This is a genomic window from Sulfitobacter undariae (assembly GCF_014196805.1).
Lineage (GTDB): Bacteria > Pseudomonadota > Alphaproteobacteria > Rhodobacterales > Rhodobacteraceae > Sulfitobacter > Sulfitobacter undariae.
In genome coordinates this window covers 215,061-227,387 of record NZ_JACIEI010000003.1, presented here as the reverse complement: position 1 = coordinate 227,387, position 12,327 = coordinate 215,061, and the positions used below count along the sequence as shown (strand labels likewise).

At 53.4% G+C, this 12,327-nt stretch carries 16 protein-coding genes; 14 read left to right on the top strand and 2 right to left on the bottom strand.

Annotated elements, in window-relative coordinates; translation table 11 throughout:
• Positions 1-3: 3 nt before the first annotated feature.
• On the bottom strand, positions 4-477 hold the full coding sequence (locus tag GGR95_RS06920) for a tRNA (cytidine(34)-2'-O)-methyltransferase (protein ID WP_184564170.1): 474 nt from the start codon (positions 475-477) through the stop codon (positions 4-6).
• 115 nt (positions 478-592) lie between these two features.
• Positions 593-1,066 carry an SH3 domain-containing protein gene (locus GGR95_RS06915; protein ID WP_184564168.1) on the bottom strand — a complete coding sequence of 158 codons (474 nt, stop codon included), beginning with the start codon at positions 1,064-1,066 and terminating at the stop codon, positions 593-595.
• Positions 1,067-1,130: 64 nt separating this feature from the next.
• On the opposite strand from GGR95_RS06915, the gene radA reads away from it, so the two are divergent.
• The 14 genes from radA (at position 1,131) to GGR95_RS06845 (ending at position 12,325) form a co-directional block, all read left to right on the top strand.
• Complete coding sequence (radA, locus tag GGR95_RS06910; protein WP_184564166.1) at positions 1,131-2,498, top strand: DNA repair protein RadA; 1,368 nt, start codon at positions 1,131-1,133, stop codon at positions 2,496-2,498.
• 27 nt (positions 2,499-2,525) lie between these two features.
• On the top strand, positions 2,526-3,083 hold the full coding sequence (locus GGR95_RS06905) for a CvpA family protein (protein WP_184564164.1): 558 nt from the start codon (positions 2,526-2,528) through the stop codon (positions 3,081-3,083).
• A 248-nt stretch (positions 3,084-3,331) separates the two neighbouring features.
• Positions 3,332-4,816 (top strand): amidophosphoribosyltransferase, encoded by a 1,485-nt coding sequence (purF, locus tag GGR95_RS06900; RefSeq protein ID WP_184564608.1) that lies wholly within the window; start codon positions 3,332-3,334, stop codon positions 4,814-4,816.
• 90 nt (positions 4,817-4,906) lie between these two features.
• Entirely contained in the window at positions 4,907-5,299 is a 393-nt protein-coding gene (locus GGR95_RS06895; RefSeq protein ID WP_184564162.1) for a DUF1801 domain-containing protein, read from the top strand.
• Between the two features lie 114 nt (positions 5,300-5,413).
• Positions 5,414-5,680, top strand: coding sequence for a pilus assembly protein PilZ (locus GGR95_RS06890; RefSeq protein ID WP_184564160.1), 267 nt, complete (start codon positions 5,414-5,416; stop codon positions 5,678-5,680).
• A 40-nt stretch (positions 5,681-5,720) separates the two neighbouring features.
• Complete coding sequence (locus GGR95_RS06885; RefSeq protein ID WP_184564158.1) at positions 5,721-6,365, top strand: SDR family NAD(P)-dependent oxidoreductase; 645 nt, start codon at positions 5,721-5,723, stop codon at positions 6,363-6,365.
• Between the two features lie 234 nt (positions 6,366-6,599).
• Positions 6,600-7,817, top strand: coding sequence for a tyrosine-type recombinase/integrase (locus GGR95_RS06880; protein WP_184564156.1), 1,218 nt, complete (start codon positions 6,600-6,602; stop codon positions 7,815-7,817).
• Between the two features lie 176 nt (positions 7,818-7,993).
• Entirely contained in the window at positions 7,994-8,215 is a 222-nt protein-coding gene (locus GGR95_RS06875; protein ID WP_184564154.1) for a helix-turn-helix transcriptional regulator, read from the top strand.
• 44 nt (positions 8,216-8,259) lie between these two features.
• Positions 8,260-9,744, top strand: a complete 1,485-nt coding sequence (locus GGR95_RS06870) for a YfjI family protein (protein WP_184564152.1) — start codon at positions 8,260-8,262, stop codon at positions 9,742-9,744.
• Positions 9,745-10,042: 298 nt separating this feature from the next.
• The gene (locus GGR95_RS06865) at positions 10,043-10,624 is read left to right on the top strand and encodes a hypothetical protein (RefSeq protein ID WP_184564150.1); all 582 of its coding nucleotides are present in this window, start codon (positions 10,043-10,045) and stop codon (positions 10,622-10,624) included.
• Complete coding sequence (locus GGR95_RS06860; RefSeq protein WP_184564148.1) at positions 10,621-10,842, top strand: hypothetical protein; 222 nt, start codon at positions 10,621-10,623, stop codon at positions 10,840-10,842. Before GGR95_RS06865 ends, GGR95_RS06860 begins: the two co-directional genes overlap by 4 nt.
• A gap of 166 nt (positions 10,843-11,008) precedes the next feature.
• Complete coding sequence (locus GGR95_RS06855; protein ID WP_184564146.1) at positions 11,009-11,221, top strand: hypothetical protein; 213 nt, start codon at positions 11,009-11,011, stop codon at positions 11,219-11,221.
• Entirely contained in the window at positions 11,218-11,586 is a 369-nt protein-coding gene (locus GGR95_RS06850; RefSeq protein WP_184564144.1) for a hypothetical protein, read from the top strand. The genes GGR95_RS06855 and GGR95_RS06850 overlap by 4 nt, the downstream gene beginning before the upstream one ends.
• A 4-nt stretch (positions 11,587-11,590) precedes the next feature.
• The gene (locus GGR95_RS06845; protein ID WP_184564142.1) at positions 11,591-12,325 is read left to right on the top strand and encodes a hypothetical protein; all 735 of its coding nucleotides are present in this window, start codon (positions 11,591-11,593) and stop codon (positions 12,323-12,325) included.
• Positions 12,326-12,327: the final 2 nt, after the last annotated feature.

The window sequence follows — 12,327 nt, the reverse complement described above, 5'->3', positions numbered from 1 at the left end:
CAATCAGCCGCTCAACTGCGTCCGCAAAGCCTGATAGACCACAGCCGTCGCAACATTCGCCAAGTTCAGTGACCGAACAACCGGATTCAGCATCGGCAGATGGAATACACGGTCATCCATCCCGTCCAACACGCTGCGCGGTAAACCTGCGGATTCACATCCGAAAACCAGATAGGCGTCTTTTTTGAACTCAGGCTCATAAATGCTCTGTGCGCCGTGTTCTTCAAAGAAGTACATGCTGTCACGCGCCGGTTTGCGCGCCTCAAGAAAGCTCTGCCAATCGTCATATTGTGTCAGATTAACGTGTTTCCAATAATCTGTCCCCGCACGGCGCACGGATTTTTCATCCAGCAAAAAACCAAGGGGCTTGATCAGGATCAGCTCCAGATTTAGCGCCACACAAGTCCGCCCGATGGCCCCTGTGTTGAAGGGGATTTCAGGGGTTACCAGAACCATTTTCATTGAGGGTTCAGACATAAACTAGGCGCTTTCCAACGTGCAGGCTCGGGAGTGGCCCATCTTGCGCCCCTGTTACCCCAAGACCTGCCCGTATCACAACGCCAAGTTCATGCTGACCCTGCCATCGCTGTGCTTAATAGACGGGATCGTAACCGATATATTTGGAATATACCCAGCCCAACCCGAATTTGCGGCTGCGTACCTTTGTCCAATTCCCGTTTCTTCCGATCAAAGATACTTCTTCACCAGTATAGAGCTCACCTTTAACACGATACTTCGTCCCTGGCCCCGAACGCAGGTTCAAAAAACCGTCTGAGGTTGGCTGTATGTAATTCACATTCCCAGTTAATTCTTTAGCCTGTTTCAGGAACTTGGCAGAGGCCCATCCTGTGCGCCCGTCCTGTAACCTGACCCTCAGCCAGTTTCCACGCTCGCCGATCCAGCGCACGGTCATGCCCGGATAAAGCCGCTGCTGGATATCATAAGATGTCCCCGGTCCACTCCGCAGGTTTAAATATCCGTCAGACGTATTTTTAACCGTATAATCCTGCGCCATTGCCACAGTCGCAGCCAGTAAAAACGCAATCACCATTCCAATCATTCGCATAACAAACACCCCTTTCAATTGTTTTCCATTGATCCCATGCACGATAGGCTGCTATCGCCGCAGCATGGCAAAACCGGTCAAAAACTTCTCCTGCACCAAATGCGCAGCAACCTTCCCAAAATGGTCGGGTCGCTGTGATAATTGCGGCGAATGGAACTCTATTCAAGAAGATATAGGCATAAGCGCAGGCCCCCCATCCAAATCGCTGGGCGCACGGCGCGGGTCCGCTATGATGCTGATGGACCTCGCCACCGAAGAAGCGCCACCGCCCCGCACCCTTTCGGGCTTGGGTGAATTGGACCGCGTCTTGGGCGGTGGGTTGGTTGCGGCATCGGCCATTCTGGTGGGCGGTGACCCGGGCATCGGGAAATCTACGCTGTTGCTGCAAGCCGCTGCTGCCTTTGCAAACAATGGCCTGAAAGTTGTCTATATCTCCGGCGAGGAAGCCTCGGCGCAGGTGCGTATGCGCGCACAGCGTCTTGGCCTGTCAGAGGCTGCCGTCAAACTGGGCGCAGAAACCAACCTGCGCGACATCCTGACAACGCTGGACAAAGAACGCCCGCAACTGGCCATCATCGATTCCATCCAGACCATGTGGGCCGACAACGTCGAGAGCGCGCCGGGCTCTGTCAGCCAAGTACGCGCCGCCTCGCATGAGCTGACATCCTTTGCCAAACGCACAGGCACCTCTGTTGTGCTGGTGGGACATGTCACCAAAGAGGGTCAGATTGCTGGTCCTCGTGTGGTCGAGCATATGGTCGATACCGTACTTTATTTCGAGGGCGAACGCGGTCACCCGTTTCGCATCCTGCGGTCTGTCAAAAACCGTTTTGGTCCTGCCGATGAGATCGGTGTGTTTGAGATGACGGGCCGTGGCTTGGCCGAAGTCACAAATCCCTCTGCCTTGTTTCTCTCCGAACGCGGTCAACCCTCTGCTGGGTCCGTGGTTTTTGCAGGTATCGAGGGCACCCGCCCCGTGCTGGTTGAAATCCAAGCGCTGGTCGCCCCGTCACCCCATTCGCAACCGCGCCGCACTGTTGTCGGCTGGGACGGGGGCCGGCTGGCGATGATCCTCGCCGTACTGGAGGCCCGCTGCGGGATTCCTTTTGCGGGGCTGGATGTCTATTTGAACGTGGCTGGCGGCATGAAGATATCCGAACCCGCTGCCGATCTGGCCGTTGCTTGCGCACTTCTGAGCGCACGCGAAGACACAGCCCTACCCGCTGAGACCGTTGTTTTTGGGGAACTAAGCCTATCGGGCGCATTAAGACCTGCGACGCAAACCGAAAATAGGTTGAAAGAAGCGCAAAAACTTGGTTTTACGTCCGCAATAGCCCCGAAAGGCGGAAAAGCGGTCGGCGTCGAAGGGATCACACTTCGCCCGATGTTTGATCTGACTGCATTTGTGGGCGAAATATTCGGCGCAGGTTAATGCGCCCCTAAGAAAGGCAAGACGAGCATGGAAGGTTTTACCATCATTGACGGCGTTGTGGCGTTGGTCATTGTGATGTCAGCGCTGCTGGCCTATGGCCGCGGTTTCGTCCGCGAGCTTATGGCGATTTTGGGTTGGGTTGCAGCGGCCGTACTTGCGTACCTCTTCGCCCCTCAGGTTGAGCCACTGGTCCGCGAAATCCCTGTGATTGGTGATTTCCTCGCTGATAGCTGTGAATTGTCCATCATCGGTGCCTTCACCTTGGTACTGGCTGTCACATTGATTGTCGTATCTTTGTTCACGCCGCTGTTTTCCTCGCTTGTACAACGCTCCATTCTGGGTGGTTTTGATCAGGCAGCAGGCTTTATCTTTGGTGTGGCGCGCGGCGTCTTGCTGGTGGCCATTGGCTTCTTTGTCTATTCAACCGTCATGACGGGCCAACAATTCACCATGGTTGACGAAAGCCGCTCTGCCATCGTGTTTGGCCGCTTCTCGGATAAAATTCAAAACTCCGACCCTGATCAGGCTTTGGGCTGGATCACAGGCCGCTACGAAGATTTGGTCTCCAGCTGCTCTGCCATCTAAACGATCCACATGAAATCAAAGGCCTACGCTTCATGCGCGGGCCTTTGCACCCCACCAGCGGTCGCCACAAAGGGACTTAGCTTTGTGCGCCTAAAAACCCGCCGCAATCCGCCTATCAACCGACCACCAGCCATACCATATGAGAATTCTGCATTCGCAGCGTGACTCTGCACGCGGAGTTTCGTAATACCCCCCTATCTTTTGACGGCCTCAGGAGCGCTCCCTTGTCCCACACCCCGCCCAAGACAATGCCCCCCGCCCATCCTTTCGATACATCTTACCTGACTGATGCAGGCGATGATGATAAACTAAAGGAAGAATGCGGCATTTTCGGCGTTGTCGGCGTCACCGATGCTGCCAACTTTGTTGCTCTCGGCTTGCACGCGCTGCAACACCGCGGACAAGAAGCAGGCGGAATCGTCACACATGATGCGGAAGTCGGTTTCCAATCCGCCCGCCGCTTTGGTTATGTTCGTGATAACTTTACCAGCCAGAAAGTCATGGAAACCCTGCCCGGCCCCATCGGCATCGGGCATGTGCGTTATTCCACTTCCGGCTCCAAAGGCCAGACAGCCATCCGCGACGTACAGCCCTTCTTTGGCGAATTTGCCATGGGCGGCGCGGCAATTGCGCATAACGGCAATATCACCAATGCAAATGCTCTGCGCCGTGAATTGATCGAGCGCGGTTCCATTTTTCAGTCTTCCTCGGACAGTGAATGTATCATTCACCTGATGGCGCGTTCTTTGCAGCGCAACATCCCCGAGCGCATGGAAGACGCGCTGCGCCGCGTTGAGGGTGCCTTCTCGGTTGTGGCGATGACCCGCACCAAGCTGATTGGTGTGCGTGACCCGCTGGGAGTACGCCCATTGGTTCTGGGTAAATTGGGCGATGGCTATGCACTTTCGTCTGAAACTTGTGCCTTGGACATCGTCGGTGCTGAATTCATCCGTGAGATCGAGCCGGGCGAGATGGTGGTGATCACGGCCAGTGGCATTCAAAGCCACTTCCCCTTCCGCCGCCAACCGTCCAAGTTCTGCATCTTTGAGCATGTCTATTTCTCGCGTCCAGACAGCATCCTTGGTGGGCGTTCCGTCTATGAAACCCGCGAGGCGATTGGCCGCGAATTGGCCAAAGAAAACCCCGTTGATGCCGATATGGTTTGCCCTGTGCCCGATTCAGGCACACCTGCCGCCATCGGTTACAGCCTGCAAAGCGGCATCCCCTACGCCATGGGGATCATCCGCAATCAATACATGGGCCGTACCTTCATCGAGCCAACAGAGAGCATCCGTAACATGGGTGTCCGCCTAAAGCTGAACGTGAACCGTGCGCTGGTGAAGGGCAAACGGATCATTCTGGTCGACGACTCGGTTGTGCGCGGGACCACCAGCCGCAAGATTAAGGAGATGATCCTTGATGCAGGTGCCGCAGAGGTCCACTTCCGCATTGCCTCGCCGCCGACTGCTTGGCCTTGTTTCTACGGTGTGGATACCCCTGACCGCGATAAACTGCTGGCAGCAACAATGACCGAAGACGAGATGCGCGAACATCTGGGCGTAGACAGCCTCAAGTTCATCTCGCTTGACGGGTTGTACCGCGCTGTTGGCGAAGCAAAGGGCCGCAACAACTCTTGCCCACAATACTGTGATGCCTGTTTCTCGGGTGAATATCCCGTGATCCCATCTGATAAAGTAGAAAGCGGCTTTGTCATGAAGTCCGCTGCTGAGTGACAGCAATCTCGGGGCGATCTGATCTCTGAATCAGCATCGCCCTGCGACTCCTGACATGAACTGACAGCAGTCCTGTGTTATGACACTCCCATGACAGATCCTTTTGCAACAACACTCGCCCAATGGCCTGCCGATGCCCAAGCACGGTTTGCACATATCCGCACCTTGATTCTCAGGGCTGCGCAAGAAGCCGACATCGGCCCGCTCTCAGAAAGCCTCAAATGGGGGCAACCTGCATGGCGGCCCGTGCGGCCCCGTCAGGGCAGCACAGTTCGGCTCATGTGGGAGGCCAAATCGCCGCAGACCCTTGCGCTTTTTGTGGATTGTAAAACGACACTTTGCGCAACGATGCAGGAAATTTATCCTGCTGATTTTCAATATGAAAACAACCGTGCATTGCATTTTCGGTTGGATGCCCCCCTTCCCGAACAAGCCATAGATCATCTGGCCCGCCTTACATTTACCTACCACCGCAAACACTAAAGGCCAGATTGCGCCGATGCTGCGGCAAGAGCGCGCCGAGCCTCAACAGCCCCCCTTCACCAAGCTCACCCCTTTGCATAGCTCCCTGTTTCAACAGCATCCAAGGAGCCCGAAATGGCCACGCAAGACACAGGCACACCGACACCCGCAAAAGTCGAAAAACTCGCCACGCAAGCAGTTCCCCTGCCTTCGACAGCCCTGATCGGGGTGTTCGGAACGGCATCCAACCCCAAGGCGCTGGTGCGCTTGCCACGGGGCAAGACCCAAACAGTGGGCATCGGTGACCGCCTTGCTGGCGGTACAGTGCGCGCCATTGGCGAGGATAAATTGGTGTTGGTACGCATGGGTAAACAGCACCTCATGCAGATGCCACGCGGCTAGGCTCTTGACGCCGTGGCATCCCCCGCGCATATCCCCCCCCATGACACAGAAAATCGCATTGATCACAGGCGCGTCGCGCGGACTCGGTACAGCATTGGCCGAGGCGCTGGCGCAGGATTATCACATCATCGCCGTGGGCCGCACTGTTGGCGCGCTTGAGGAACTGGATGACCGCATCAAAGCAGGCGGTGGCAGCGCCACGCTGGCCCCGATGGACATCACCGATCAAGGCGCGATGCAAACGCTGTGCCGTGGCATCCACGACCGGTGGGGGCATCTGGACATGTGGTTGCACACTGCCATCCATGCTGCACCGCTGACCCCCAGTGATCACATCGACGCAAAAGATCTGGATAAATCCATCGCTGGCAACATCACTGCCACGGCGACCCTGATCAACTATGTGTCCCCTTTACTGGGCGACACAGGCCGCGCCGTGTTCTTTGAAGACCCGATTGTCGGACAGAAATTCTACGGCAGCTATGGCTCAACCAAGGCTGCGCAGATTGCGATTGTGCAAAGCTGGCAAGCCGAGACATCGCGCATCGGGCCAAAGGTGGATATCTTGACCCCGAAACCGATGGCAACAGCAACACGCGCCCGTTTCTTCCCGGGTGAAGACCGCACCACGCTGAATGATATTCACGCAGAAGCAGCCCGCCTGCTAGGATTACTCGATAAATAAACGCCGCGTCGCTTGCCCGTTTGTCCCTGCTCGCCTATCAAGGCGAAAAGGGGCTATTTGATGCGCATTCTGATCACAAATCACTATTCGCATTCACCTTCGTTCGTAGCCGTCCTTTAAAGCCCTATAAACACTGTTTTATAGGGCTAAACCGTCCATCCCCGTTCTTGGCTGTCTCTTGGCATTCACAAGTAGTGTGAGTATGTTTGTGAGTATCAAACATAGGATACTCACATGGCCCCGAATGATACCCACAAGCCCCTGACCAACGTTCGGTGTCAGAACGCCGCGCCCGCCGACAAGCCTTATCGACTGACTGACCGGGGCGACGGTCTTACTCTTGAGATTCGCCCCAACGGTTCGAAGCTTTGGCGGCTGCGCTACAGGCTGGCAGGCAAAGCCAACATGTTCGCTATAGGGGCTTACCCTACTGTCAGCCTTCAAGACGCCCGCAGGGCCACCGACGCGGCCCGAGACCTTATTGCACAAGGCATCAACCCCGCGCTGCATCGCAAGGCCAGTGTCAGGGCGAAGATTGCGGAAGGCGAAAACACATTTGAGGCCGTTGCCGAAGATTGGAAGGCAAAGAATGCGCCCGATTGGTCGCCACGCTATGCCGCTCAAATCGAACGGTTCTTACGCAAGGATATTGTCCCTAGTGTGGGAAGGTTTCCAATCAAAGACGTTGGTACAAGACAGGTCAAAGACGCGGTTCTAAAAGTTGCAAGCCGCAGCCCGACGACCGCCGTAGCGGTTCGCCAAACTATCAGCGCGATTTTCGACTTCGCCATTGAGGAAGATCGGGCAACACAAAATCCAACCGACAGACTTCGTCGCAGGAAAGGTGCGAAACCACTTATCCCCCTTCCCGAAACCAAAAGTTCCCGACACCTGTCCATTGAAGAAATTCAGGGCATGTTGACCGCGTTGGCATCATATGGCGGTTCGCCCCTTACCGTTATTGCCATGAAACTAAAACTTCTTACGTTCACAAGAACCGAAGAACTTGTTGCGGCGGAATGGGACGAAATCAACTTCGAAACGGCGGAATGGGTTTTATCCGAACATAGAATGAAAATGAGGCGAACGCACCTTGTTCCACTAGCGCGGCAGTCAGTCGAACTCTTGCGCGAACTACATTCCCACACTGGAAGCGGAAGGTTTCTATTTCCAAACATCAAATCGGCACAAAAGCATATGTCGATTAGCACATTGAACGCGGCGTTAAAGAGAATGAACGTCAAAGGTTTTAGTGCGCATGGCTTCCGTTCGACCGCAAGCACAATTCTAAATGAAAGAAACTACCGTTCCGACGTTATAGAAATGCAGCTTGCGCACGTCGAAATGAACAAAGTTCGTAAAGCCTATAATCACGCCCAATACCTCGAAGAACGTAAGGCGATGATGCAAGATTACGCCGATTTAATCTCGAACCAATCGACGAAGATATAAACGTCCGATTTCACCGCATTTAGCGCCGAAATATACAACGAAATCAACCAGTTAGAGATTTTCTTTCGTTGCATTTCAGAGGGTTAGAAGATGCAAGGTTTTTAAAGAAATTTGGCCTATTGCTTTAAAAACAGCCCTGACTCAATTTGACCTCATGCTTATAAATGAGGTCTGCCATGAACACCCATATTTCCACCCTGCCCGCCGACGGATACGTTCGTATTCGCCAAATCATCGGAGATAAGAAAACTGGAATTACTGGCGTGTTGCCTGTTTCCAGAACTTATTTCTATGCCCTGATAGCCAACAAGAAATTTCCCGCACCCAAAAAGGTTGGGAATGCGTCGCTTTGGAACGTTGACGAAGTTCGGCTAGCACTCGCAAACCTTTCGAAATGACATTCGGGTTTCAACGATAACTATAAAAATACAGGCCCAAAATCATGGCGAAATTAATAACCCCATTCATTGCCCAAGAACACGAACCGTCGCAGCCCGACGGCACATGGCAACACGTCGAAAACCGTTACGTCTATAACATGGAAGACCCCGAAGACTTCCCCGGCTTTCCCGAACTACCAATCGGCCTTGTTGGCGAAATCGCTTCGTTCATTGAAGCCAAAGCACCCCGCCCCATGCGGTCGGCGGCGTTGATCGGTGCGTTAGGCTTCGTCGCTGGAATTGTGGGCAGGGCATGGAACGTCGAAGGTTCGGGCTTGAACGAATATTTTGTTCTTCTTGCGCCGTCGTCTTCGGGAAAGGAAGCCGCGACTAAAGGGCCGGAAATCCTTCTAAACGCGGTCGTTCAAAAGGTGCCCGACGCTTCAACATTCATTGGACCGGGTGACGTATCGTCAAAGGCCGCGCTTGCCCGATACACGTCGAAGGCAACCCCGCCTTGCTTCGCAATGTTTATTCCAGAGTTCGGCGAATGGATTGAACCGATTGTATCGCCGAAGGCCAGCGAAGCGCGGCAAAGCCTTCGCAAGATGCTTTTGGACCTATCGGAAAAGGGCGGCAAAGGAAGCGTCCTGCGGAAGTCGGCATACGCCGATAGCGCCAACAACATTGACGACGTTTATTCCCCGGCGGTTACGATTGTCGGCGATAGCAACCCAACGACGTTCTTCGAAGCCGTAAGCGAACGAAATACTGGCAACGGCTTCTTCGCCCGGTTCATCATTCTACAAAGCGAAGACCGCGTTGCACCCTACAATAAAGCACATGCCAGCGTTCAACCGTCGGCGCGACTTCTTGAAGACTTAGGAAGCTTATGTTGCCAATCGCTAAATCTAAACCATGCAAAGATGGTCTTGGACGTAGTGATTTCCGAAAGTGCCCAAGACGAACTAAACGACTTCCGCAACACATGCGACGAAGGCCGCGACCTTGCCGAAGACGAATATAAGCGGGCTGTTTGGGGGCGCGGTTACGTTCACAGTTTACGCGTTGCTGCAATTCTTGCCGTCGGTCGGAATTTATACTTCCCCACAATTGAAATCTGCGATGCACGTTGGGCCATTTCGTTAATCACTTGCAGCATTGAAAAGCTGTTGAACAAGTTCGAAGACGGCGAAGTTGGCAACGTGTCACAAAGCGAAGTTGCACGGCTTAACGAAGTCAAACGCGCAATTACCCGATACATAACGGCGCAATGGCCCGAAATCGCGTCCTATGCAGGTGAACGAAATTCAAACCTGCATACCGTCAAAATCGTTCCGTATGGCTACATTCAACGGTCGGTCTACAAGTTGAAGCCGTTCAAAGACGCCGCGTTTGGCAAGTCGTCGGACGCAATCAAGCAAACAATCCGAATTATGGTCGAACGTGGCGAACTGTCCGAAATCTCAAGGGCAGTTTTGGCAAAAAATCATTCGTTTTCTGGCGTCGCGTATGCCGTCGAACGGCCCGAAGTGTTCATGGAGTAGAAAGGTAGACGCTAAAAATATCAGTTAAGTATATGATATTAAACAAAAGTATCAGAGTAGAAAAGTAGACAAGAGTTCAACTCTACCTTCGTTAATATGATGGACCCATTATATTATATTATTCGAACGGCTTTCGTTTCTTGCTTCTTATCTACTTCTTCTACTTTTCTATTTATTATATATTACCAAGTAAAAACAAAGACTTAAAAAGTAGACCGACGGCCTTCGTCGTTTCTACCCGTCTACTTCAAGTCAGTAGCAAGAACCGCCCCCAATGTGGGCAGAAGGGAACGCCAAAATGCAACAGAAAAACCCCGAAGTTGAGTTCAATCAAAAAGCGCATGAAGTTATTCGCGCAATGCTCAACAAAAGCGAAGACCGTCTAATAAGTGACGGCACTTGTGACCCAACCGAAACCGAAGACTATTTGTGCCGTCACTATCTGGCGCAAGTCGCAAGTCTGTTAGGCGGCGCTTCGTATTATCTGCCAAGCGAAGCCGCAGTCGGTGCCGAAATATTCCTGTCCAGAAATTGCGGCATTTACTCAATGGGCAGGTATGCACGTTATTCGAAAATCTGTGGCAAACAGCTTTCACAATTTACGCACCTGTATTTTCGCAGATACCCCGAAACGCTTACGCAAATGTATATCGAAAGAATGCAAAGCGCGACGGACGAAGAAATTCGCCACTTGAACAAAGATGGTCTTGTTCAACTTGCCGCCGCAAACTTACCCGGCGTCTTAGAACAAGCCCGTCGTGAACAACGCCGAAGGGGTTCCGCAGTTTCTACCGTTATTGTCTTTAACGACGACCGGGAACATCGTTTGCAAATGAGCAAAGCGCAGCTTCGTTTGACCAACAATGTGTGGCCGACATGAACGACCGTATCGCAAATGCATTCCGTTGCCCTGCGGCTTTGACCGACGACGACGTTGCCGCGCTTGTCGCCCTTTGGAAAAAGGATGCAAAAGCCGCAAATGCAAGGCGGGGTCGCACCGAACGCACGGGTGGCACCGACGGTAGCGAACTAGCCCGCAACGAAGCATATAGGAAGCGGCGGGCTGATCTACGCAAGCAAAAGTTGGCTGCAGAATAATGCGAAAAACTATTTTCTGTTCATAGCTGTTCACATCAATTCAATCAAAACTTCCCCCCTTGCCAGCTTCGAATTGCCCGCCCTAAGTGGCCCTAAGCCCCGCCTTAAACGCTCAAATCAGCATGGTAATTCGATGGACAACCCTAGCCCCGCATGGCCTAAGCCCGTGCCCCCCACCCCCCCGCAAAAGCGGATAACCCTTAAATCCGTCGTTTCCTGTCGGAATGAGCAAATCAAGCTTTATCGCGAAGCCCGTAATGGAAAGCTGAAAATCGAAGACGCTTCCCGATTGGTGCATATTCTTATGCTTGTGGCGAAAAGCTTCGAGGCGACTGACCTTCAAGAGCGTATCGAAGCCTTAGAAAGCATGACGCAATGACCGCCGCATTGAAAACACGGCTGACCCGCTTGGAAGCCAAGCACCGCAAAGACGCAAACCGTGTCGTCGGGGTTATCGGCGGGTTGCCCAAAACATACGTCGAAGAAGTTGACGGCGTTCTTTACCTGCGCCGCCCCGAAACGCCAACAGGGCAACCCTTTGTCGAATATGCCCGCAATCAACAAAACGCTTTGCAAGCCGAACTGTTGCGCCTGTTTGCCAACACGACCGACGAAGCCCCGCAGCCCAAAGCCCCGCCCAATGTGGGCATTGTGAACAACCCCGCGCCCCTGAAACCGGGCGAGAAGCCGAAAAACTTCATTCACCTTGCCGACGGCACCGAAATTTCCCTGAAAAGGACTTAGAAAAATGAACCGTTATTTGAACAAAAACCCCGACCACGTTAAGTTTCTGGACATGGCCCGTCTTGAAGTCGGGTTTAAGGTCAACTTTTTCGCAATGAACGTCGAAGAGATTGACGCCGTGCCGGGCACCGCCGCGACCCGCGCCAAGTATGCCATTCAAGAAACAATTTCGCGCCTCGAACGTTTGGCGAATGACACTTCGAAAACAAACGACGCGAAGAACGAAGCTGCGAAGACGTTGTTCAAGAACGTGACGAAAGAAGTTGAACAATCAATCAAATCAATTCGCAGCTATGGCGACCGCGAAGCCGAAGCCGCAAAGAACCGCGCTTTTGACGTTCTTTCGCCCGACGTTTCCAAAGGCGCAATCTATTCGGAAGTTCGCCAATTTTGCCGCGAACAAGCCGCCAAAGGTGATCCCGATTGGCCCATGCGTTTGAGCGAACTTTGCCGCAGCGACCTTGACACCGCCCGCGCAATTAGCGCCGCGCCGGGTTTCCTTTCTGGCGTTGGCGATGATCGCCGAATGCACCTTGTAACCAATGCGCTTGAAGTATTCGCACCCGACGACGTAGCCCATATGAACCACGCGCTTGAAGTCGGCAAACAGGCCGAACGGATGGAAGCTGGATTGAACAAGCTTGGGAAAGCAATGTTTTCGTCGGCCCTTGCCGACCGGGCTTCTTACAGCCGGGTTGACGTAGACGCGCCGTTGATCGCGCCCGAAGCGGGGGAATAACC